General features: G+C 67.8%; 18 protein-coding genes. 12 read left to right on the top strand and 6 right to left on the bottom strand.

The features are described from left to right. Positions 1-180: 180 nt before the first annotated feature. Positions 181-1,884, bottom strand: coding sequence for an alkaline phosphatase (locus tag ACTJI2_RS17585; protein ID WP_318287551.1), 1,704 nt, complete (start codon positions 1,882-1,884; stop codon positions 181-183). Positions 1,885-2,024: 140 nt separating this feature from the next. Between ACTJI2_RS17585 and ACTJI2_RS17580 the strand changes: the two genes are divergently transcribed. From ACTJI2_RS17580 to ACTJI2_RS17560, 5 genes are all read left to right on the top strand, one after another. Next, positions 2,025-3,362 carry a dicarboxylate/amino acid:cation symporter gene (locus ACTJI2_RS17580; protein WP_318287550.1) on the top strand — a complete coding sequence of 446 codons (1,338 nt, stop codon included), beginning with the start codon at positions 2,025-2,027 and terminating at the stop codon, positions 3,360-3,362. Next, entirely contained in the window at positions 3,346-3,771 is a 426-nt protein-coding gene (locus tag ACTJI2_RS17575; protein ID WP_183638337.1) for a GNAT family N-acetyltransferase, read from the top strand. The genes ACTJI2_RS17580 and ACTJI2_RS17575 overlap by 17 nt, the downstream gene beginning before the upstream one ends. Positions 3,772-3,858: 87 nt before the next feature. Continuing rightward, complete coding sequence (locus ACTJI2_RS17570) at positions 3,859-5,232, top strand: M16 family metallopeptidase (protein WP_318287549.1); 1,374 nt, start codon at positions 3,859-3,861, stop codon at positions 5,230-5,232. 11 nt (positions 5,233-5,243) lie between these two features. Further along, entirely contained in the window at positions 5,244-6,659 is a 1,416-nt protein-coding gene (locus ACTJI2_RS17565; RefSeq protein ID WP_440842882.1) for a M16 family metallopeptidase, read from the top strand. Between the two features lie 123 nt (positions 6,660-6,782). Next, positions 6,783-7,277, top strand: a complete 495-nt coding sequence (locus ACTJI2_RS17560; protein ID WP_141456042.1) for an acyl-CoA thioesterase — start codon at positions 6,783-6,785, stop codon at positions 7,275-7,277. Positions 7,278-7,604: 327 nt separating this feature from the next. On the opposite strand, the gene ACTJI2_RS17555 is transcribed toward ACTJI2_RS17560, so the two are convergent. Continuing rightward, the gene (locus ACTJI2_RS17555) at positions 7,605-8,384 is read right to left on the bottom strand and encodes a C40 family peptidase (protein WP_440842881.1); all 780 of its coding nucleotides are present in this window, start codon (positions 8,382-8,384) and stop codon (positions 7,605-7,607) included. A gap of 116 nt (positions 8,385-8,500) precedes the next feature. Continuing rightward, positions 8,501-9,061, bottom strand: a complete 561-nt coding sequence (locus tag ACTJI2_RS17550; protein ID WP_192199315.1) for a C40 family peptidase — start codon at positions 9,059-9,061, stop codon at positions 8,501-8,503. Positions 9,062-9,142: 81 nt separating this feature from the next. Between ACTJI2_RS17550 and ACTJI2_RS17545 the strand changes: the two genes are divergently transcribed. After that, positions 9,143-9,622 carry an FKBP-type peptidyl-prolyl cis-trans isomerase gene (locus ACTJI2_RS17545; protein WP_183638327.1) on the top strand — a complete coding sequence of 160 codons (480 nt, stop codon included), beginning with the start codon at positions 9,143-9,145 and terminating at the stop codon, positions 9,620-9,622. Positions 9,623-9,713: 91 nt separating this feature from the next. Here ACTJI2_RS17545 and ACTJI2_RS17540 read toward each other — a convergent pair whose 3' ends face one another. Continuing rightward, positions 9,714-10,217, bottom strand: coding sequence for a RidA family protein (locus tag ACTJI2_RS17540; RefSeq protein WP_440842880.1), 504 nt, complete (start codon positions 10,215-10,217; stop codon positions 9,714-9,716). Positions 10,218-10,376: 159 nt separating this feature from the next. Between ACTJI2_RS17540 and ACTJI2_RS17535 the strand changes: the two genes are divergently transcribed. Next, positions 10,377-11,651 (top strand): DUF418 domain-containing protein, encoded by a 1,275-nt coding sequence (locus ACTJI2_RS17535; protein WP_440842879.1) that lies wholly within the window; start codon positions 10,377-10,379, stop codon positions 11,649-11,651. 69 nt (positions 11,652-11,720) lie between these two features. On the opposite strand, the gene ACTJI2_RS17530 is transcribed toward ACTJI2_RS17535, so the two are convergent. Next, on the bottom strand, positions 11,721-13,325 hold the full coding sequence (locus tag ACTJI2_RS17530) for a M4 family metallopeptidase (RefSeq protein WP_192199318.1): 1,605 nt from the start codon (positions 13,323-13,325) through the stop codon (positions 11,721-11,723). Between the two features lie 303 nt (positions 13,326-13,628). Here ACTJI2_RS17530 and ACTJI2_RS17525 point away from each other — a divergent pair, with 303 nt between their 5' ends. The 5 genes from ACTJI2_RS17525 (at position 13,629) to mdtD (ending at position 20,404) form a co-directional block, all read left to right on the top strand. Beyond that, entirely contained in the window at positions 13,629-14,876 is a 1,248-nt protein-coding gene (locus ACTJI2_RS17525) for an NAD(P)/FAD-dependent oxidoreductase (RefSeq protein ID WP_440842885.1), read from the top strand. Then, positions 14,873-16,234, top strand: coding sequence for a glutathione-disulfide reductase (gene gorA, locus ACTJI2_RS17520; RefSeq protein WP_440842878.1), 1,362 nt, complete (start codon positions 14,873-14,875; stop codon positions 16,232-16,234). The genes ACTJI2_RS17525 and gorA overlap by 4 nt, the downstream gene beginning before the upstream one ends. A 123-nt stretch (positions 16,235-16,357) precedes the next feature. Next, positions 16,358-17,824, top strand: coding sequence for a DUF418 domain-containing protein (locus ACTJI2_RS17515; RefSeq protein ID WP_440842877.1), 1,467 nt, complete (start codon positions 16,358-16,360; stop codon positions 17,822-17,824). A 168-nt stretch (positions 17,825-17,992) separates the two neighbouring features. Further along, positions 17,993-18,916, top strand: coding sequence for a DMT family transporter (locus tag ACTJI2_RS17510; RefSeq protein WP_440842884.1), 924 nt, complete (start codon positions 17,993-17,995; stop codon positions 18,914-18,916). A gap of 60 nt (positions 18,917-18,976) precedes the next feature. Then, the gene (mdtD, locus tag ACTJI2_RS17505; RefSeq protein ID WP_203322196.1) at positions 18,977-20,404 is read left to right on the top strand and encodes a multidrug transporter subunit MdtD; all 1,428 of its coding nucleotides are present in this window, start codon (positions 18,977-18,979) and stop codon (positions 20,402-20,404) included. 6 nt (positions 20,405-20,410) lie between these two features. Here mdtD and ACTJI2_RS17500 read toward each other — a convergent pair whose 3' ends face one another. Next, entirely contained in the window at positions 20,411-21,544 is a 1,134-nt protein-coding gene (locus ACTJI2_RS17500; protein ID WP_440842876.1) for a carboxylate-amine ligase, read from the bottom strand. Positions 21,545-21,577 lie beyond the last annotated feature (33 nt).

Here is a 21,577-nt window from a genome sequence, read left to right as displayed (position 1 = left end):
TTCGCGATGCCCGTCGATTCATTCCAAAAGCTCGCGACTGACGTCGCTCCCACAATCGGGGTGTCTGTAGGAGCGACGTGAGTCGCGACCGGGAAAACTCCGCGACCGTGCAGCCCAACGGTCGCGACTGACGTCGCTCCTACAAGGGAAAACGCCCGGGCTTGGCCCGGGCGTTTCGGTTCATGGCTTCTTCTCGAAATCCGCTGGTTTCGGCAGTTCCACCGGTACGCCGTCGGCGTTGCAGGTGTTGGCCGCGCACAGGCGCTGGCGCAGCTTCGGCGTGGACTGGACGATAAAGTGGTAGATGGTGTTCTGCTCGACGGTGCCGCGCACCGCGTCGCTGCCCGGGCCGATGGCCCAGATGCCCACGTCCTCGCCGCCGTGCGATTCGGACTTCAGCGGCACCAGCGATTCCTGCAGGTAGTCCGGATGCTCGGTGTCCACGGCGGTCAGGTCGGGCCGGCCTTCGCTGGTCTCGACGTTGCTGGGCGCATGGATGAAACGCTTCGGACCGGCCTTCTGCTGGTTGCTCTCGCCGGTGTAGCCGGGGCCGTTGGCGTAGCTGAGCGTGGTGAACGGCAGGCCGGTCTGGTCGCGCGCCAGATCGCCGGGCACGTCGTCCTCGCCACCCTGGCCGCGGACCTTGCCCAGGATCGGGTTGCCGCGCACCGGATAGCCGACGAAGTTCAGCGTGTGCGAGTGATCGGCGGTGACCACGATCAGGGTGTCCTCGCGCGAGGTCGCATCCAGCGCGGCCTGCACGGCCTCGGACATGGCGATGGTCTCGTCGAGCGCGCGGAACGCGTTGCCGTAGTGGTTGGCGTGATCGATGCGCGCGCCTTCGACCATCAGCACGTAGCCGTCCTGGCTGCGCGACAGCGTGTGGATGGCGGCACGGGTCAGTTCGGCCAGCGAAGGCTCGCCGGTGTCGGTGCGCGAGCGGTCATGATCGAACTGCATGTGATCCGGCTCGAACAGGCCCAGCAGGCGCGGCGCGTCCTTGGCCGCTTCCAGTTGCTTGCGGTTCCACACGTACTGGCCGCCCGGATTGGCCTTCAGCCACTCGGCCGGCAGATCGCGCCCGTCGAGGCGTTCGCCGACCTTGTCGTCGTATTCCGGATCGCGCTGCTCGGTGCTGGTGAATTCGGCGCGGCCGCCGCCCAGCGCCACGGTCGGTCCGTGGCCGAAGCGCGAGGAGGTCAACAGTTGCTGGGCGATGTCGCGGCATCCCTGTTCGACCGCGGCCTTGGGCAGGTCGGTGTCGTTTTCCCAGTTGCGATCCGGCACGTGCGCGTAGGTCGCCGCCGGGGTGGCGTGGGTCAGGCGGGCGGTGCTGACGATGCCGGTGGCCAGGCCGGCGCTGTCGGCCAGTTCCAGCCAGGTGAGCGCGGCCTTGCCGAGGCTGTCGGCACAGTCGTCGCGGCGTCCGGCGCTGACGCCGATCGCGCCCATGTGGGTTTTCACGCCGGTGGTGATGGCGGTCATGGTGCCGGCCGAATCCGGCGTCTGCGAATCGGTGTTGTAGGTCTTGCTGAAGGCGGTGTGCGGGAAGCGCTCCCAGCTCAGCAGGTTCTCCTCGCCCGAACCGCCCTTGCGCTGGCCGTCGAGGATGCGCGCGGCGGCGACGGTGGTCAGGCTCATGCCGTCGCCAAGGAACAGGATGACGTTCTTCGCGCGTCCGTTCATGGCGCCGTTGGCGGCGGCGCGGGCGGCGCCGTTGCGATACCACCAGGCCGGCGTCTCGCCGCCGGGATGGGCGACGACCGGGACATCGATGCGGGGTGCCGCCGTCGGGGCGGAGGAGGTCGCGGGCGTCGTGGCGCAGCCGGCGAGCAGGGTGGCGAGGGACATGCCCAGGACGGGCAGGACGGCGGTACGACGCATCAGGGACTCCAGGCAAGGCAACGGGGCATTATGGCCCGGTGACAGTGTCCTGTTCATGACACGCGGCCTTTCCAGCCATGCCGTCGCGTATGGGACGGCGCTGGGCTATCGTTCGGGATTCCGTATTTTCAGGGCTGCCGATGAAGCTGGTCTCCGCGTGGTTGAGGATCCCGTTCTGGCAACGGGTGGTCGGGGGCTTCGTGCTCGGCGCGTTGGCCGGCTGGTTGCTGGGACCCGCCGCCGACACCTGGTTCGGTCCGCTGGGCACGCTGTACGTCACCCTGATCAAGATGATCGCGGTGCCGCTGGTGTTCTTCGCCGTCATCAACGCGGTCTCCAGCCTGCATGGCCAGCAATCGGTCGCCGCGCTGGGCGGGCGGACCTTCCTGTGGTTCGTGGTTACCGCGGCGCTTGCGGTGGGCGTGGGCCTCGCGGTGGGCGTGATCGTCCAGCCGGGCGTGGGCGTGACCACGCTGCAGGTGGATCCCAACTACGTGCCCAAGGATGTGCCCAGTCCGATCAAGGTGCTGCTGGACGTGGTGCCGTCCAATCCGTTCCATGCGCTGACCGGCATCGGCACCACCAAGAACGCAGCGGGTGAAACCGTGCTGGCGGCGGGCAAGGGCTCGATCCTGCCGGTGATCTTCTTCGCCGCGCTGCTGGGCTTCGCGATGGTCAAGCTGGGCGATCGCGTGGCCGCGGCGCGCAAGCTGGCCGGCGAGAGCAGCGAAATCATGATCCAGGTCACCCGCTTCGTGCTGGAAGTGACCCCGCTGGGCACCTTCGGCCTGATCGCCTCGCTGGTCGGCACCTATGGCTTCGGCAAGCTGCTGCCGCTGGCGAGTTTCGTCGGTGCGCTGTACCTGGCCTGCGCCCTGCACATCGTGATTACCTACAGCCTGCTGCTGCTCAGCCATGGCCTGAACCCGTGGAAGTTCTTCCGCGGCGCGGCTTCGGCGATGCAGGTTGCGTTCGTCAGTTCCTCCAGCTTCGCCTCGATGCCGGCGGCGATCCGCGCGGTCACCCACAACCTGGGCGTGGACAGGAACTACGCCTCGTTCGCGGTGCCGCTGGGCGCGAGCATCAAGATGGATGGCTGCGGCGCGATCTATCCGGCGCTGTGCGCGGTCTTCATCGCGCAATACACCGGCCACCCGCTCAGTGCGGACCAGTACTTCGTCGTGCTGATCGCCTCGGTGCTGGGCAGCTTCGGCACCGCCGGCGTGCCCGGCACCGCGGTGGTGATGGCCACGGTGGTGCTGACCGCGGCCCGGCTGCCGCTGGAAACCATCGGCTACCTGTACGCGATCGATCGCGTGCTCGACATGATGCGCACGATGACCAACGTGACCGGGCAGATGGTGGTACCGGTACTGGTGGCCAAGGAAACCGGCCTGCTGGATCGCAATGTCTACGAGGCCGCGCCGACCAACCTCGGGCTGGAAGAGGGCGAGGGTTCCGATGAACGCGCCGTCTGATCCCTACGTGCTGGTCGAGCGCTTCCCCGGCGTCGAGGATTTCCGTCGGCTGCGCGCGGTCGCCGGACTGTCGCCGAAGTCGCAGGAGGCCGCCGAGCGCGGCCTGCCCAACACCCTCTACGGGGTGAGCCTCCTGCACGAGGGCCGCGCCATCGGCATGGGCCGGATCATCGGCGACGGCGGCCTGTCGTTCGTGGTGGTGGACATCGCGGTGGAGCCGGAACACCAGGGGCGCGGGCTGGGCAAGCGCATCATGAACGCGCTGGATGCCTGGCTGAAGGCCAACACTCTGGACAGCGCGCACGTCTCGCTGATCGCCGACGGCGAGGCGAAACATCTGTACGCGCAATACGGCTTCGCCGATGTCGGCCCGGCCTCGGTGGGCATGCACTACGTCGTCCGCCGCTGAGGCAAGCGGGCCCGGCCATGACTTCCGGGCCGGGGCGGGCGTGACAGGGCGGCGTAGGCTGCGGGGACTCTACTGGGGAGATTCCCGATGCGCATCCGCACCGCCGCCGGTTTCCTGGCCGGCCTGCTGCTCGCGTTGCCGGCCATGGCGGCCGACACCGACCGCTGGACCGTCCCGGTCGCCGTCAAGAAACTCGACAACGGCCTGACCGTGGTCATCTCCGAGGATCACAGCTCGCCGGTGGTTGGCGTGAGCGTGGTCTACCATGTCGGCATGCGCCTGGAGCCGCGCAACCGCACCGGCTTCGCCCATCTGTTCGAGCACCTGATGTTCCAGGGCACGCCGAACGCGAAGAAGGGCGTGTTCGACAGCGTCATCACCGGCGGCGGCGGCAACAACAACGGTTCCACCCGCGCCGACTTCACCAACTACATCGAGACCGCGCCGGTGTCCTCGCTGGACGCGATCCTGTGGCTGGAAGCCGATCGCATGAAGACCCTGGACTTCAACGCCGAGACGCTGAAGAACCAGCAGGATGTGGTGAAGGAGGAAATCCGCGTCAACGTGAAGAACCAGCCCTACGGCGGTTTCATGTGGATCGACATCGGCCAGCAGGCGTTCCAGAAGTGGGAGAACAACCACGACGGCTACGGCAGCTTCGAGGATCTGGAGAACGCCAGCCTGGAGGACGTCAAGGCGTTCCACCGTGACTACTACGGCCCCAACAACGCGGTGCTGGCGATCGCCGGCGACGTCACCCCGGAGCAGGGCTTCGCGCTGGCGCAGAAGTACTTCGGCGGCATTCCCGCGCGCGCCACCCCGGCCGCGCCGGACTACAAGGAAGGCCTGAACACGCAGGAAAAACGCGTGCAGCAGAGCGACGCGCTGGCGCAGGTGCCGGCGATCGCCGCGGCCTGGAAGATGCCGGATCGCGGCAGCCGCGATCAGGCGCCGATGGCGGTGCTGGGCGCGCTGCTCGCCAACGGCGACGCCTCGCGGCTGTACCAGGGCCTGGTCAAGGGCCGCGAACTCGCGCTCAACGTGGAATCGCTGTACGGCCTGACCAGCGAATGGGAATACGACGGCCCCACGCTGTTCACCGTGTTCGCGCTGTACAAGCCGACCACCGATGCGGACGCGGTGCTCAAGGGCATGGATGAAGAGATCGCCCGCATCGCCCGCGAAGGCGCCGACGACGCGACCCTGGCGCGCATCAAGACCCAGCTGCTGGCTGACTGGTACAACGGCCTGGAAATGTTCCTGAATCGCGCCGACACCCTGGCCAAGCTGCAGACGCTGTGGGGCGATGCCAACGTCGCCAACCAGATTCCCGGCTGGATCCAGAACGTCACCTCCGAGGATGTCAAGCGCGTCGCCGCCACCTACCTGACCCCGGCCAACCGCACCGTCATCGACCGCAAGCCCGCGGCGATGCTGGCGCCGTCGGCGAAGAAGGAATGAGGAGAATCCCGATGAGCCTGCACAAGACCGCGATTGCCCTCGCCCTGACCACGCTGTTCGCCGGCGCGGCGTACGCCGCCGAGCCGATGCTGCCGAAGGATCTGCCGCCATACGCGCCGGACAAGCCGCTGCCGGTGCCGCAGATTGAAAAGAAGACGCTCGCCAACGGGCTGGAAGTGTGGGTGGTGCCGCGCGACGGTATCCCGCGCGTGGACTACGTGTTGGCAGTACGCAACGCCGGCCTGGCCGCGGATGCGCCGAACGCTTCCGGCTTCGCCAGCCTGTTCGCCGGCCTGCTGACCGAGGGCACCGCGCGCCGCGATTCGCGCGCCATCGCCGAAACCGCGCAGGGCTACGGCGGCAGCATCGGCGCCGGTGCCAGCAATGACGGCGTCACCGTGTACGCCGACGCGCTCGCCAGCCAGGCCGCGCCGATGCTGGACCTGCTGGCCGAGGTCGTGCGCGAGCCGATCTTCCCGGAAAACGAGGTCAAGCTGGCCCAGGCCAATGCGGCACAGCAGTTGAAGGCCAACGAGGCGCAGCCGTCGTTCCGCGCCAACCGCGCGATGCTGGCGGCGGTGTACGGCGACCATCCGTATGCGCGCACCCAGCTCAGCGAAGCCGGCATCGCAGCACTTGCCACGCCCGCGCTGCGCGCGGAGCACGCGCGCCGCTTCCATCCGGATCGCAGCCTGCTGGTGATCACCGGCAGGGTCACGCCCGCGCAAGGTTTCGCGATGGCGGAGAAGGCATTCGGCAACTGGAAGGGCACCGGCGGCGAAGTGGCGGATACCGTGGCTCCCGCGCGTACCGCCACGCCGAAGTTCGTGCTGCTTCAACGTGACGGCAGCGTGCAGTCCACCCTGCGCATCGGCCAGCCGGCGCTCGCGGCCACCGATCCGGATTACATTCCGTTGCAGCTCACCCGCATCGTGCTGGGCGGCGGTTTCAGCAGCCGGGTCAACCTCAACCTGCGCGAGGAGAAGGGCTACACCTATGGCGCTGGCACGCGCCTGTCGGCTTCCCGCGCGGGCGGTGACCTGGTCTCGCAGGCCGACGTGCGCAACGAGGTCACCGGCGCCTCGCTGAAGGAGTTCTTCGGCGAATTCAATCGCCTGCGCAACGAACCGGTACCGGCCAGGGAACTGGACGACACCAAGCGCTACATCGCCGGCGACTATGTCCTCAGCAACCAGCTGCAGGGCGCAGTCGCGGGCACGCTGGCGAAGAACTGGCTGATCGGCCTGCCGTCGGATTTCCTGGGCCAGTACGTGCCACGCCTGCGCCAGGTGGATGCGGCCAAGGTGCAGGCGGTGGCGAAACAGTATTTCGACCCGAAGCGGCAGTCGATCATCGTGGTCGGTGATGGCAAGGCGATCGCCGAGCAGCTCAAGCCCTACGGTACGTTCCAGACCTCGCAGAAGTAATCCGCAGGACCGCAACTCCCTGTCATTCAAAGCCGGCGTCCGCGCCGGCTTTTTTTATCGGCGGTCCCTGTGCCGGTCCGGTAGCGACTGGCGTATCTTTGCCACTCCCCCGAGGAGAAGCCCATGAGCGGTGAACAGCGCGAACTGAACTTCCGTTTCCTGGCCCAGCCCACCGACGTCAACTACGGCGGAAAGGTGCACGGCGGGATCGTGATGAAGTGGATCGATCAGGTCGGTTATGCCGCGGCGGTGGGCTGGAGCGGCCATTACAGCGTGACCGTGGCGGTGGGCGGCATCCGCTTCGTCGCACCGATCCGCACCAGCGATCTGGTGACGGTGTCGGCCAAGCTGGTCTACACCGGCACCAGCAGCATGCACTTCGCGGTCGACGTGCGCGCCCGCGACCCGATGGGCGGCGAATCGCGGCTGTGCACGCACTGCATCATCGTGTTCGTCGCCCTGGACCAGGTCGAGGGCAAGCCGACCGCCGTGCCGGCCTGGAAGCCGGAAACGCCGGAGGACTGCCGCCTGGCCGAGTACGCGCTCAAGGTGATGGAACTGAGCAAGGGCATCGAGGAAACCGTCGCCCACTACCAGAGCGCGGGCGCGACGACCTGAGGCGCGGCTTCCTCTGTAGGAGCGACGTAAGTCGCGACCGGGTGGATGATAGGACGCGCGGCAACAGGCGGGAGGACCGCCCCATGTGGTGGACAACGCGCAAAAAAGCTCGCGACTCACGTCGCTCCTACAAGGAGATCCCAGGAACCGCCCATTGTGGGNCGACGAGATGTGCCTGGGCGTCTGGAAATCCACCGCCAGTCCGGCAAGCTTGTTTCTGACAGAGCGTGGACAAACGAAAAGCTCGCGACTCACGTCGCTCCCACATCCGCATCCTGTATTCGAAGAGTTGGGTCGAGACGCGCGCAACGGGCGTCCCGGAGCCGCTTACATCGCGACGCGGCGGGCCTGCATGAAGCGCGGCGCCCAATAGCCGGTGGTCAGGCTGTCCACGCGGACGTCCTTGCCGGTGCTGGGGGAATGCAGGAAGCGGCCTTCGCCGACGTAGATGCCGACGTGGTTGATCCGGCCCTTGCGGCCGAAGAACACCAGGTCGCCCTGCTGGAGTTCGTCGCGGCTGGCGATCATCTGGCCGTTGGCCTGCGAGGCCATGTCGCGGGACACGCGTGGCAGTTCGATACCCAGCGCGGTGCGGAATACGTAACCGACCAGCCCGCTGCAATCGAAACCACTGTCCGGCGAGGTGCCGCCCCAGCGGTAGGGCGTGCCCATCAGGGTCAGCGCACGCTTGAGCACGGCCTGGATCTTGCCGCCCTCGTCCTTGACCACACCGTCCTTGCTCAGGTCGTAGCCGGCCAGCAGGCGGCTGAGGTCGCCGGCCACCATGGTGGACCGGTCCAGCAGCGGCAGGCTGTCGCTGGCCGCCAGGCGGGGCAGGAGGGCGGTGAGGGTGGCGGTGGCGGCTTCGGCCGCCTTTTCCTTGATGCTGAACGAGGTCGGCTTGGTGGCAACGGCTTCCGGGGCATTGACCGCCGCGGCGGCTTCCACGACGTCGGTCTCCACCGCATCGGCGCCCGGCACATGCTGCTGGGCCCACGCGGGGATGCTCGCGGCGGCCAGCAGCACCAGGGAAAGGAAACGGTTCACGCCCCGCGGGGTGCGGTGGGTGGCGGCGGGCTGGCCTGGCGGCAGGTCGTCGGTCGTCACGCGGGGTCGGGAAAAATGCGAAGCGGCAATAGTGCCGTCATATCGCCTCGATTTGGTTCACAAATCGTTATTTATTCGTTAATTATGTCGGGCCTGGGTCACAAAAATGGCCGGACTCAGTGCAGAACCCGTTTGGCGCCGGTGTAATGGTCGCGCCAGTAGCTGCCATCCAGATGGTCCAGCCGGACCGTCCCTCCGGTACTGGGGGCATGCACGAAGCGGCCTTCGCCCACATAGATGCCGACGTGGCTGACGCTGCCGCGGTTGCCGAAAAACACCAGATCGGCCGGCGCCAGCCGGCGCGGCTCGATGCGCGGACCCTGCACCTTGGCCAGTTCGCCGGAAGTGCGGGGCAGCTTCAGGTCCAGCATGTCGCGGAAAACGTAGGCCACCAGCCCGCTGCAGTCGAAGCCGGATTCGGGGGTATTGCCGCCGTAGCGATAGGGCGTGCCGACCAGGCCGATGGCCCGCATCAGCACCGCATTGGCCGCCGCCGGGTCCTCGGCCTCGACCCGTGGCCACTCCCGGACCGGGGGCGGGGCGGGGCGGCGGACGGTTTCCTTGCCGCCGCCGCAGCCGGCCAGCAGGGCGGCCAGCAGCACGGCGACCACGACCGTTGCGCGGGAGGCCGCGGGTGGCGGCAGGCGGTCCAAGCCGGGATAATGCACGGTCTTCATTGTGGCGCATCTTCGCCCGCAATCCACCTGGCCGACAAGCCACCACGCCTGCCGCCGGCAGCCCCTATTCCAGAGTCCCGAATGAAAATCGCAAAAGACAGCGTCGTCCGTTTCCACTACACCGTCTCCGAAGTCGGCCAGGAGCCGCTGGAGAGCTCGAAGGACCGCGAGCCGCTCGCCATCCTGATCGGCCACGGCAATATCATCCCGGGTCTGGAGAACGCGATGCAGGACCGTGAAGCCGGCGAGAGCTTCAGCGTGGACGTGACCGCCGCCGAAGCCTATGGCGAGCGTCGCGACGGGCTGAGCCAGCGCGTGCCCAAGAAGCACTTCGGCACCCAGAAGCTCGTGCCGGGCCAGCAGGTCGTGCTGAACACCAACTTCGGCCCGCGCGCGGTGACCATCCAGAAGATCGGCATGAGCGTGGTCGACGTCGACCTGAACCATCCGATGGCGGGCAAGGATCTGCATTTCGACGTCGAAATCGTCGAGGTGCGCGAAGCTTCGCCGGAAGAGGTCGAGCACGGCCACGTGCACGGCGACGGCGGCCATCACCACTGAGCGGACGCACTTTCCCGCGATGCAAAAAGAAACGGCCCGCGCGAGCGGGCCGTTCTCGTTTCCGTGTCCGGCGTGTCCGCGTTCTTTCCGCTCAGGGCGCGCGCGGGGCACCGCCGTCGGACTCCGGAATGACCGCGATGGCGTCCACCTCGATGCGGACGCCGGGCTGGAACAGCGCCTGCACCCCGACCAGCGCGCTGGCGGGCGGCCGCTTCGGGTCGATCCAGCGATCCCGCACCTTGCGGATGGCCGGCAACTGCGCGGGATCGAAGTCGCGGATGTACAGCGTCAGCCGGGCCACGTGGGAGAAATCGCTGCCGGCCGCGCGCAGGGTGGCGTCCAGGTTGCGCATGACCTGTTCCAGCTGATCCTCCAGCGGACCTTCGACCAGACTGCCGTCCGCGCGGAACGGCACGTGGCCGGACAGCAGCAACAGCTTGCCGCCATCGACGCGCATGGCCTGCGAGACATTGGGAATGGTGGCGCCGGGCGGGTTGACGGGGTGCAGCAGCGCACCATCCGGCGTGCCGGCGAACACGGGCAGACCGTGGCCGGCCAGCAACAGGGCGGCAAGTCGCAGGCGGAAGGGCGTCATGGCGGATTTCTCCGAAGGCGTTGCGGCGGGGAACGGCGGCGGGACGGACGCGGGAGGCAGCGCGATGGGCGCGAGGTTACACCCGCTTCCGTTCCGGCGGATGGCTGGCCGGGAAGCGTCAACATGCTTTAATGCGCCACGATTCCAGGGAGCAAGGACATGGGCGCCATATCGTCGAATCCGGACGCACCGCTGCGGCCCGTCGCCGCCAGCGAACGCATCGAGACCATGGATGTGCTGCGCGGCTTCGCGCTGGTGGGCATCCTGCTGATGAACATCGAGGGCATGGCCGGCCCGCTGTTCCAGTCGTTCTCCGGGCTCGACCCGGCATTGACCGGCGTGGACCGTACCGCCGATGCGCTCATCTACATCCTGGTGCAGGGCAAGTTCTACACCCTGTTCTCGCTGCTGTTCGGCATGGGCTTCGCGGTGATGTCGACCCGCGCCGAGGCGCGTGGGCAACCGTTCGCGGGCGTGTATTGGCGGCGCAGCCTGGTGCTGCTGGTCATCGGCGTGATCCATGGCCTGCTGATCTGGTCGGGCGACATCCTGTTGATGTACGCGCTGTTGTCGTTTTTCCTGCTGGCGTTCCGCAACGTGCCTGCCAAGTGGCTGCCCTGGATCGCGGGCCTGACCTACCTGGCATCGTCCGGAATGATGCTGCTGCTGGGACTGGTGGGATCGGCGATGCAGATGGATCCGGCCGCAGGCGCCAACTGGAACAGCGAAATGGCGAAGGCGGGCGCGGAGATGAACGCGATGCTGGAAGCCCAGCGCAGCGCCTACGGCTCGGGCACCTACCTGGAAGCCGTCATCCAGCGCGCCAGGGACGTCGGCTTCATGCTCAGCAACCTGCTGTTCATCGGGCCCACGGTGTTCGGCATGTTCCTGTTCGGCACCTGGTTCGTGAAGAGCGGCGCCATCGCCGCGCCGGATCGTTTTCCGCGCCTGTTCGCGTTCCTGCGCTGGGGCGCGCTGCCGCTGGGATTGGCCCTGATGCTGCTGTCGTTCTGGATGGAGCCCACTGCGGATTTCAACAACATCAACCTGCACGCGTCGCTGGCGTTCGTGGCCAGTTCCGTCGGCAGCGTGCTGATGGCGTTCGGCTACGTGGGCTGGATCGTGAAGGGCGTGCAGTCGGCGGCGACCGCGCCGCTGCTGCACTGGCTGGCGCCGGCCGGCCGGATGGCGCTGAGCAACTACCTGATGCAATCGATCGTGTGCACGCTGATCTTCAACGGCTACGGATTCGGTTACCTGGACCAGTTGCCGCGTGCGTGGCAGGTGGTGTTCGTGTTCACGCTGTTCCTGATCCAGGTGCTGTACAGCCGCTGGTGGCTGGCGCGGTTCCGGTTCGGTCCGGCGGAGTGGGTCTGGCGCTCGCTGACCTACCTGCGGCCACAGCCGATGCGCGCCAGCCCCGCATCCGCCTGAGGGTGGCTCCGGACAAGAAAACGGCCCGCTCGCGCGGGCCGTTTCCTTTGCCGCGTTGACGAAACCGGATCAGTTGACGCTGACCGCGCTCCACGCACGCGCCACCGCGTTGTACTGCGCCGAGCCGGCACCGTACAGGTCGCTGGCCGCGTTGAGCGTGGCGGTGCGGGCCTGCGGATAGGTGGTGTTGGAGGTCATGTACACGGTCAGGGCGCGGTACCAGATGCGCTGGGCGGCGTCGCGACCGATGCCGGTCACGCCGGTATCGCCGTTGCAGACCAGTTGGCTGGCGGTGTAGCTGAAGCCGGCCGGCGAAACCGCGCCTTCCGCGAGCAGGTAGAAGAAATGGTTGGCCGGACCGGACGAGTAGTGCGGATCCACACCGGCGAAGCCCGCCGCCGGATAGCAGTTGTAGGAACGGCCAGCGTCCGCGTCGCCGGGACGGAACATGTAGCGCAGCGCCTTCTTGCCGTCCGGATTGCTGCGGTAGATCTTCTCGCCAATCAGGTAGTCGCCCGGATCGTTGGCGTTGTTGATGTAGTACTCGACCATCGTGCCCATGATGTCCGAGGCCGCCTCGTTGAGACCGCCGGCGTCACCGGAGTAGGCCAGGTTGGAGGTGGCTTCGGTCACGCCGTGGGTCATCTCGTGGCCGGCCACGTCGATCGACACCACCGGGTACCAGGTCGAGGTGCCCAGGCCGTAGGCCATGAACTTGTACGGCGCGCCGTACCAGCCCGCGTTGCCGCCGGTGGCCGGGCCGCCGCCGCCGCGGAAGGTGACGTTGACGATGCTCTTCACGCCGACGCCATCGTTGTAGATGCCATTGCGGCCAAAGGTGTTCTTGTAATAGTCCCAGGTCGCGGCCACGCCGAAGTGCGCGTCGGAAGCCTCGCTGGCCACCTGCGACTCGGTGTTGTTGCCCCAGTTGTTGTCGGCGTCGGTCATGATCGCGGCCGTGCTGTAGACGCGGCTGATCTCCTTGCCCAGGCCGTCGCGGGTATTGCCGCCGCCACGGGTGGGATCCACCATCTGGTAGCCGCCGCTGATCGAATTGGTGGTGATGGCCACGTCGCCCAGGAACAGGGTCTGGCCGGTGCCGACCGCCGCCGCGGTGTGGATGATGTTCCAGTGATCCAGCACCTTGCCGCTGTGCGCGTCGACGAAGTAGCGCATGTCGGCCTCGCCCTGGCTGTCGGACACGCCACGTACCCGCACCTCGTAGGCGAGCACCGGCTGCGCGCCGCGCGCATAGATCACCAGGCCCTGGCTGCCGATGTCGTCGATCTGGCCCTTGAAGTCGGCGCCGGCCGAGATCACCGCGGCATCGGCATCGATGCCGGCCTTGAGTGCCGGGCGACCGTTGCCGCGCAGGGTGAGGCTGGTGGATTTGAGCTTTCCATTCCTGGAGTGAATCACCACGTCGCCGCCGATGACGGGCAGTCCCTTGTAGCGGCGATCCAGGCGCACGTGCTCCGTGCCGTCGCGATCGACGATAACATCGCGGGCGACGAACTCGTCGCCGTCGCTGCTCTTCAGCGCGGCCGCATGGCCGACGGCCAGGCCCTTGGCGCGGCTGGCGGCGGGCGTCTGGTCGGCGTTGGCGGCGTAGAGCGGAGAGGTGACGAGGATGGTGGCGATGGCCGTGGTGATGACGCTGATCTTCCGTTGCATTGCTTGCTGACCCCTGTGATGTGTGGATGTGGGTGTTGCGACAGCAGGATTCGGAACAGGATCGGAAGCGGTGGGGCGCGTTCCATCGCGCGGTAGCGGACACGACCGGCGATGTCCCAACGATGTTGTCCCGGGACAATTGGTGTCAATAGAAACCATGTGAAGAAAGACAGAGAATGACCGTTACCTTCCACGGATTACGCTTGACATGTCCACACTGCCTGTCTCCGTATGGAACACCGGGTCGTCGGTGGGGATATATGCGTGCGCGCGGCGATGGCCGATGAACGGGACGCACGCCTGATGCATCGCAATGACGACGTTCTGGTCCTGGGAGCCGGCGCGATCGGGCTGTCCACCGCGCTGGCCTTGCTGGAAGCCGGGCGGACGGTGCAGGTGCTGGAAGCGGGCGAGGTGGGCGCCGGTGCCTCGCACGGCAACTGCGGCACCATCACGCCCAGCCACGCGCCGCCGCTGGCCGCGCCGGGCGTGGTGCGGCAGGCGCTGCGCTGGATGCTGACGCCGGACGCGCCGCTGTACCTGAAACCGCGCGTGGATCCCGCGCTGTGGCGTTGGCTGCTGCGGTTCGCCGCGCGCTGCAATCCACGCGACTGGCGCGAGAGCACGCACGCACGCGCGGCCATCCTCGATGATTCGCGCGCCCGCTTGGTGACCTGGGTCGAACGCTACGCGTTGCGCTGCGAGTTCCAGGAAGAAGGGCTGGACTACGTGTTCCGCGATCCGCGTAATTTCGAGCGCTACGTGCGCGAATGCCAGGCGCTGCGGGAATTCGGCATCGACAGCGAAATCATTGCCGGCGCCGAGTACGAAGCCCGGGAACCTGCCATGCGCGAAGGCGTCGCCGGCGCGATCCGGTTCCCCGACGACGCCCGTCTGCGTCCGGATCGCTACGTCGCCGAACTCGCGCGCGCCGTGCGCGAACGTGGCGGGGTGATCGAAACGCAGTGCCGCGTGCTCGGTTTCGACGAGGCGCGCGACGGCGTGCGCGTGCACACCTCGCGCGGAACGCGGCAGGGCCGCGAAGCGGTGTTCGCGCTCGGCGCGTGGACGCCGGAATTCGCGCGCCGGCTCGGCCTGTCGATTCCCATCCAGCCAGGCAAGGGCTACTCGGTGACCTACAGCCGTCCGGAGCGGGTGCCTAAGCGCCCACTGGTGCTGAAAGACCGTTCGGTCTGCGTGACCGTCTGGGACAGCGGCTTCCGCCTGGGCAGCACGATGGAATTTTCCGGCTACGACGACCGCCTCAACGAAGTCCGGCTGGCCGCGCTGGAGCGCGGCGCGCGCGAGTTCCTGCGCGATCCGGTGGGCGAGGTGGTGCAGGAGCGCTGGTGCGGCTGGCGACCGATGACCTGGGACGATCTGCCGCTACTGGGTCGGGTTCCCCGCCATGAACGGCTCTGGCTGGCCGCCGGCCACGGCATGCTCGGCATCAGCATGAGCGCCGCCACCGGCCAGTTGATGTCCGACCTGATCACCGGCCGGCCGCCGGCCATCGATCCCCTTCCTTATCGACCGGAGCGTTTTTCATGAAGCCGCAGACCGACTTCGACCTGATCGTGATAGGCGGTGGTTCCGGCGGGCTCGCCGGCGCTTTCCGCGCCGCGGCCCATGGCGCGCGGGTGGCGTTGCTGGAACCGGCGGATCTGGGCGGCACCTGTGTCAACGTCGGCTGCGTGCCGAAGAAGGCGATGTGGCTGGCCGCCGACACCGCCCAGCGCATCGCGCTGGCCGCGCAACTGGGATTCAAGCTGGAATCGCAGCCGCTCGACTGGCGCGAGTTCATCGTCCATCGCCAGCGCTACATCGCCGGCATCCATACCAGCTACCGCAAGCGGCTGGACGAAAGCGGCATCGTCTGGATGCCCTGTCGCGGCCAACTGGTCGACACGCATACCGTGGAGAACAGCGACGGCGCGCGACTGCGGGGCGAGCGCGTCCTGCTCGCGACCGGCGGCCGCCCGCGCCGTCCGCCGGTGCCGGGCGCCGAACTGGGCCTGGTGTCCGACGACTTCTTCCAGCTCTGCGATCCGCCGGCGCGGGTCGCGTTGATCGGCGGCGGCTACATCGCGGTGGAACTGGGCGGCGTGATGCAGGCGCTGGGCAGCCAGGTGGAACTGTTCGTGCGTGGCCAGCGCCTGCTGGAGGGATTCGATCACGAGCTGGCCGCGGATCTGCTGGAGGACAATCGCCAGCATGGCCTGCGCGCGCACTTCGGCCACGCGCTGGCGGAACTGCGGCCGGCCGGTGACGGCAAGGTAGTACTGGTCGACGCGAACGGCGAACGCAGTGATCCCTTCGACAAGGTGTTCTTCGCCACCGGCCGGGTACCCAGCACCGCCAGCCTGGGCCTGGAGAATGCCGGCGTGGAAGTGGATGCGCGCGGTTACGTGCGGGTCGACGAATGGCAGGACACCACCATGGCGAACATCCACGCGGTGGGCGACGTGACCGCCGGACCCGCGCTGACGCCGGTGGCGATCGCCGCCGCGCGCCGGCTGATGGATCGCCTGTACGGTGGCAAGCCGGAGTCGCGGCTGGAGTTCCGCGATATCGCCACGGTGGTGTTTTCGCATCCGCCCATCGGCAAGGTCGGCATGACCGAGCAAGAGGCCCGCGCGAGCTTCGGTGACGCCGCCGTACGGGTCTACCGGGCACGCTTCCGCCCGATGCTGCATGCGCTGGCCGATTCGCCGCAGCGCAGCCTGTTCAAGCTGGTGTGCGTGGGCGAGGAAGAAAAGGTGGTCGGCCTGCATCTGCTGGGGGAGGGCGTCGACGAGATCCTGCAGGGCTTCGCGGTGGCGATCCGGCGCGGCATCACCCGGCGGGATCTGGAAGACACCGTGGCGATCCATCCGACCTCGGCCGAGGAAGTGGTGCTGCTGCGCTGAAGGGTCCATCGGGTCGACGCCGCCGATCCGACCGGCGGCGGGCCGTGCCGACAGTTGGGTGACCTCCGGCACCTGAGAGGTGCGGGTGCCGGCGCTATGGTGCGCCGACACAGGAGAGCCGCCATGCACCAGGACGTTTCCGCCACCACCGCAACGCCCGGGCAAGCCGGTGCCGCGCTGGAGCCCGTCGATGCCGGCGAACGCATCGCCGCCCTCGACATCATTCGCGGCTTCGCCCTGATCGGCATCTTCCTGATGAACATCGAGTGGTTCACCCGCCCGATCAGCGAACTGGGCCGGGGCATCGACCCGTCGCTGCACGGCATCGATTACGCGGTGAGCTGGCTGGTGTACGTATTCGTGCAGGGCAAGTTCTGGACTTTGTTCTCGCTGCTGTTCGGCATCGGCTTCGCGGTGATGCTCGGGCGCGCGGAGACGCGCGGACGCCCGTTCCTGGCGCCGTACCTGCGCCGCATCCTGGGCCTGCTGCTGTTCGGCAGTGCGCATTTCGTCCTGATCTGGACCGGCGACATCCTGCACAACTACGCCATCACCGCGTTGGCGCTGCTGCTGGTGGTTACCCGCAACTGGAAGATCTGGCTGGGCCTGCTGGTGTCCTTCGCGGTGATGGCGGTGGTGTTGAAGTCCGACGCCGTGGTCGGGGCGCTGATACTGCTGGTGCTGGTCGGCGTGATGATGTTCTTCCTGCATCGCGGCAGCGTGGCGCGCTACTGGAAGTGGGGCGTGACCCTGTACTCGCTGATGTTCGTGCTGGGCTTGATCGGCGCCGGCGTGACCGCGGTGTATCCGCAGATCCGCTCCCCGGAAACCGCCGAGCAGGCGGCCAAGCGCCAGGAACGCCTGGCCGAGCGCGCGAAGGAACGGGTCGAGGAAATCCGCATCGACAGCCGCGGCAGCTACGCCGAGGCGGTCCGCTACCGTGCCGACAAGTTCGCCGAGGACATGCCGCAGGCCGCCGGATTGAGTTTCATGGCGTTGCCGATGTTCATGATCGGATTCTGGTTCGTCCGTTCCGGCGTGGTTGCGCGGTTGCGCGAACACGCGGCACTGTTCCGGCGGCTGGCGGCGTGGACCCTGCCGATCGGCATGGCGATCACCTTGCTGAGCGTGTGGCTGGTGCCGAGCTTCCCCGGCGACGGCCTGGGCGGGCGCGATCCGGCGCGGATGGCCGCGATGTCGCTGTTCCAGCTCGGCGCGCTGCTGCTATGCCTGGGCTACTTCTCGGGCATGGTCCTGCTGCTGGGCACGCGCGCCGCCCGCTGGCTGGCGCCGCTGGGCTTCGCGGGCCGGATGGCGCTGACCAACTACATCGGCGCATCGGTGATCAGCACATTGTTCTTCTTCGGCTATGGCCTGGGTTACTGGGGGCAGTTGTCCCGCCCCGGCCAGATGGCGTTCGTGGCGGTGGTGTTCGCCCTGCAGGTCGCCTTCAGCTGGCTGTGGCTGCGCCATTTCCGCTACGGACCGCTGGAATGGGCGTGGCGCGCGCTGACCTATTGGCACCTGCCCCCCATGCGTCGGAGGCCGGATGTCGCGGCGGCGACGGATGGAACGGTGCATCCGGCCTGAGCCGACCGGCCTGGTCAAATCGCGCCGGGTTTAGAATGCGCGCATGGTTGAGCGCATTTCCCCCCACGCGTCACGCCTTCCTTGCTTTCGCGCCGCCGCGCCCGCTCCCCGATGAGCAGGGTCGGGCAGGACGACGAGGCACAGCAGGACGAATCCGCCAGCGCGGTACTGGATCCGGAGGCGGCGCCTTCCGGCGCCGCCGCGCCGCGCCCGCTGCTGGGTGGGTTCGCGCTGGCCGCGTTGGGCGCCATCGCCTTTTCCGGCAAGGCCATCATCGTCAAACTCGGCTACCGGCACGGCGTGGATGCGATCACGCTGCTGGCGCTGCGCATGCTGGTCGCGCTTCCGTTCTTCCTGCTGATGGGGGCCTGGGCCGCGCGCCGCGCCGAACCGCTGGCGCGGGGTGACGGGCTGAAGATCATCGGCCTGGGTTTCTTCGGCTATTACCTCGCCAGTTTCCTCGACTTCGCCGGGCTGGCCTACATCACCGCCACCCTGGAACGGCTGATCCTGTACCTCACCCCGACCCTGGTACTGGCGATCGGCCTGCTGGTGTTCCGTCGCCGCGCCAGCCGCGCGCAACTGGTGGCGCTGGTGATCAGCTATGCGGGCGTATCGCTGGCGTTCGGCCACGACTGGTCGCTGGGCGGTGGCAACATCGCGCTGGGCAGCCTGCTGGTGTTCGGCAGCGCGCTGGCCTATGCGATCTATCTGGTCGGCAGTGGCGAGATGGTGCGCCGGGTCGGCGCGGTGCGCCTGACCGCCTACGCCAGCAGCGTGGCCAGCGTGCTGTGCATCGGCCAGTTCCTGCTGCTGCGGCCGCCGGCGGATCTGCTGGCGGTACCGGCGACGGTGTGGTGGCTTTCGCTGCTCAACGGCACCGTCTGCACGGTGCTGCCGGTACTGATGGTGATGATGGCGGTATCGCGCATCGGTTCGGCGCTGGCCGCGCAGATCGGCATGATCGGTCCGGTCTCGACCATTGTCCTGAGCCTGTTGCTGCTGGGCGAGCCGATGGGACCGTGGCAGGTCGCCGGCACCGTGCTGGTGATGTCCGGCGTGTTCGTGGTCTCGCGGCAGAAGGCCGCATGAGGCGCGGATGCGGCCACGGCCTTCATCCTTCCGCCGGACCGGCGCGGGCACAATGAACGCATGAACGCCTCCGGCCCGCCGACACCCGACACCGCCCTTCGGCCGTTGCTGTGGCTGGTGGCGGCCGGGGTGTTCATGCAGATGCTGGACAGCACCATCGTCAATACGGCCCTGCCGGCGATGGCGCGTGATCTCGCGCAGTCGCCGCTGCGCATGCAGGCCGTGGTGGTCGCCTACGCACTGACCGTGGCGATGCTGATTCCGGCTTCGGGTTGGCTGGCGGATCATTTCGGCACCAAGCGGATCTTCATCGCCGCGGTGACCCTGTTCACCCTGGGCTCGCTGGCCTGCGCATTCTCGCAGAACCTGCCGCAACTGGTGGCCTCGCGCGTGCTGCAGGGCATTGGCGGGGCGATGTTGCTGCCGGTGGGACGATTGGCGGTGCTGCGCGCGGTGCCGCGCAAGGATTTCCTGGCGGCAATGAGCTTCGTCACCGTGCCGGGCCTGATCGGGCCACTGATCGGCCCCACGCTCGGCGGCTGGCTGGTGGAAGTCGCCTCCTGGCACTGGATCTTCCTGATCAACCTGCCACTGGGTGTGCTGGGCACCGTGGCGGCGCTGCGCTGGATGCCGGACCTGCGTGGTCCGCGGGTGCGTTTCGACGCGCTCGGCTACGTGCTGCTGGCATTCGGCATGGTGGCGGTGTCGCTGTCGCTGGACAGCCTGTCCGACCATGCCGGGAGCCGCGGCGCGATGGTGGTGCTGCTGGTGTTCGGACTGGCCGGGCTGGTGGCGTACTGGCTGCACGCCGCGCGCGCTCCGCGGCCACTGTTCCCGCTTGCGCTGTTCCGGGTGCCGAGCTTCAGCATCGGCTTGCTGGGCAACCTGTTCTCGCGCATGGGCAGCAGCGGCATGCCGTTCCTGATTCCGTTGATGCTGCAGGTCGGCCTGGGCTTCTCGCCGATGTCGGCGGGCATGCTGATGATCCCGGCCGCGCTGGCCGGCATGTTCTCCAAGCGCATCGTGGTGCCGCTGGTGCAGCGGTTGGGCTATCGCAAGGTGCTGGTCGGCAACACCGTGCTGGTGGGGCTGGCGATGGCCAGCTTCGCGCTGATATCGGCCGACCAGCCGCTGTGGCTGCACCTGCTGCATTTCGCCATCTTCGGCGCGGTCAACTCGCTGCAGTTCACCGCCATGAACACCCTGGCCCTGCGTGATCTCGACGGCGATCTGGCCAGCAGCGGCAACAGCCTGCTGTCGATGACAATGATGCTGGCGATGAGTATCGGCGTTGCGCTGGCGGGCAGCCTGCTGGGCGTGTTCGGCAATATCGTCCTGCATCCCCTGCAGGGCCAGGCGCTGTCGGCCTTCCGCTGGACCTTCGTCTGCGTGGGTCTGATCACGATGGCGTCGGCGGCGATTTTCGCCCAGCTGCAACCGACCCACCGCATCCCGCCATCCAGCGTGAAGCGCGCCGACCCGGGTTGAGCTTCGTCAGGTCTCCGCCGCCGGCATGCTCGCGTCGGCCAACCAGTCCACCACCGCCTGCAACGCGTCCAGCCGGCCTTCGCCGGCACTGCGACGATCGCGGTAGATCGCCAACTGCCGATGCGCGCTGGTGCCGTGCTGGAGGATCTTCCACAGTTGTTCGAACGCTTCTCCTGCCGCCAACGCGACGATGTCCTCTTCCAGTACCTGCTGCAGGTTGCGGAGCATTTCGCGCACCGGCACCAGTCGGCCGCTGGCCAGATCGATCAGGCCGGCGTCATAGCCGTGGCGCTGTGCCCGCCACAGGTTTTCCGCGATGATCGCCTGCACGCCGGCGTCCAGGCCGGCGTGCCGCTCCGGATGGTGTTCGAGGTGCCGGACCAGGCAGCGGAACAGCTGCGCCAGCGCCAGCGCGTCATCGGCATCGGTGCAGCAGTCCGGCACCCGCAACTCGAGGGTGGGAAAGCGCAGGGAAGGGCGGATCGCCCACCACAGGAAACTGGCGTCCTCGATGGTGCCGGATTGCACCATCCGCGCCACGTAACGGTCGTAGGCGGCCTGGTTGGCGAACAGCGGCGGCAGGCCGGTGCGCGGGATTTCCTGGTAGGCGGTCTGGCGGTAGCCCATCAACCCGGTGGGATGGCCCATCCAGAACGGCGAGGAGGTGCTGACCGCCAGCAGCAGCGGCATGAAGGGTTGCAGGCGCCGCAGCAGGTCGATGCGCGCGGAGGTGTCGGCCGGTTGCACGTGCACGTGCAGCCCGCAGACCAGGTTGCGATGGCCCAGCATCTGCAGCTGCTCCATCACCCGGTCGTAGTGCGGCTTGTCGGTGCTGCGCTGATCGCGCCACAGGCCCATGGGATGCGTGCCTGCGGCGAGGATGGCCAGGCCATGCTCGGCTGCGACGGCGCCAACCGTGCGGCGCAGGTGGTGAAGATCGCGTCGTGCCTCGTGCGGATCGTGGTGGACGTTGGTCTGCACCTCCACCTGGGTCTGCAGCAGCTCGCTGCCCACGCGATCGCCCAACGCCTCGTGGCAACGGTCGAAGAACGCCCGCGGCATGTGCCGCAGGCGCCGACGATTGCGACGGACCAGGAAGTATTCCTCTTCGAGTCCGAAGGTGTAGGGATGTGATTGCACGCGTGGCCTGTCCTGGAAGGAGCAGGTCGTTTA

Source organism: Pseudoxanthomonas sp. 22568 (assembly GCF_052044485.1).
Taxonomy (GTDB): domain Bacteria; phylum Pseudomonadota; class Gammaproteobacteria; order Xanthomonadales; family Xanthomonadaceae; genus Pseudoxanthomonas_A; species Pseudoxanthomonas_A beigongshangi.
The sequence above is the reverse complement of the archived record's forward strand: the minus strand, read 5'-3'. Positions and strand labels throughout refer to the sequence as shown.

Bases quoted from the DNA above. Each gene is read 5' to 3' on its own strand.
- ACTJI2_RS17530 (WP_192199318.1), bottom strand. From the start codon at position 13,325: ATGCAACGGAAGATCAGCGTCATCACCACGGCCATCGCCACCATCCTC.
- gorA (WP_440842878.1), top strand. From the start codon at position 14,873: ATGAAGCCGCAGACCGACTTCGACCTGATCGTGATAGGCGGTGGTTCC.
- ACTJI2_RS17580 (WP_318287550.1), top strand. From the start codon at position 2,025: ATGAAGCTGGTCTCCGCGTGGTTGAGGATCCCGTTCTGGCAACGGGTG.
- ACTJI2_RS17585 (WP_318287551.1), bottom strand. From the start codon at position 1,884: ATGCGTCGTACCGCCGTCCTGCCCGTCCTGGGCATGTCCCTCGCCACC.
- ACTJI2_RS17540 (WP_440842880.1), bottom strand. From the start codon at position 10,217: ATGACGCCCTTCCGCCTGCGACTTGCCGCCCTGTTGCTGGCCGGCCAC.
- mdtD (WP_203322196.1), top strand. From the start codon at position 18,977: ATGAACGCCTCCGGCCCGCCGACACCCGACACCGCCCTTCGGCCGTTG.
- ACTJI2_RS17535 (WP_440842879.1), top strand. From the start codon at position 10,377: ATGGGCGCCATATCGTCGAATCCGGACGCACCGCTGCGGCCCGTCGCC.
- ACTJI2_RS17515 (WP_440842877.1), top strand. From the start codon at position 16,358: ATGCACCAGGACGTTTCCGCCACCACCGCAACGCCCGGGCAAGCCGGT.
- ACTJI2_RS17545 (WP_183638327.1), top strand. From the start codon at position 9,143: ATGAAAATCGCAAAAGACAGCGTCGTCCGTTTCCACTACACCGTCTCC.
- ACTJI2_RS17570 (WP_318287549.1), top strand. From the start codon at position 3,859: ATGCGCATCCGCACCGCCGCCGGTTTCCTGGCCGGCCTGCTGCTCGCG.
- ACTJI2_RS17575 (WP_183638337.1), top strand. From the start codon at position 3,346: ATGAACGCGCCGTCTGATCCCTACGTGCTGGTCGAGCGCTTCCCCGGC.
- ACTJI2_RS17560 (WP_141456042.1), top strand. From the start codon at position 6,783: ATGAGCGGTGAACAGCGCGAACTGAACTTCCGTTTCCTGGCCCAGCCC.
- ACTJI2_RS17550 (WP_192199315.1), bottom strand. From the start codon at position 9,061: ATGAAGACCGTGCATTATCCCGGCTTGGACCGCCTGCCGCCACCCGCG.
- ACTJI2_RS17565 (WP_440842882.1), top strand. From the start codon at position 5,244: ATGAGCCTGCACAAGACCGCGATTGCCCTCGCCCTGACCACGCTGTTC.
- ACTJI2_RS17525 (WP_440842885.1), top strand. From the start codon at position 13,629: ATGCATCGCAATGACGACGTTCTGGTCCTGGGAGCCGGCGCGATCGGG.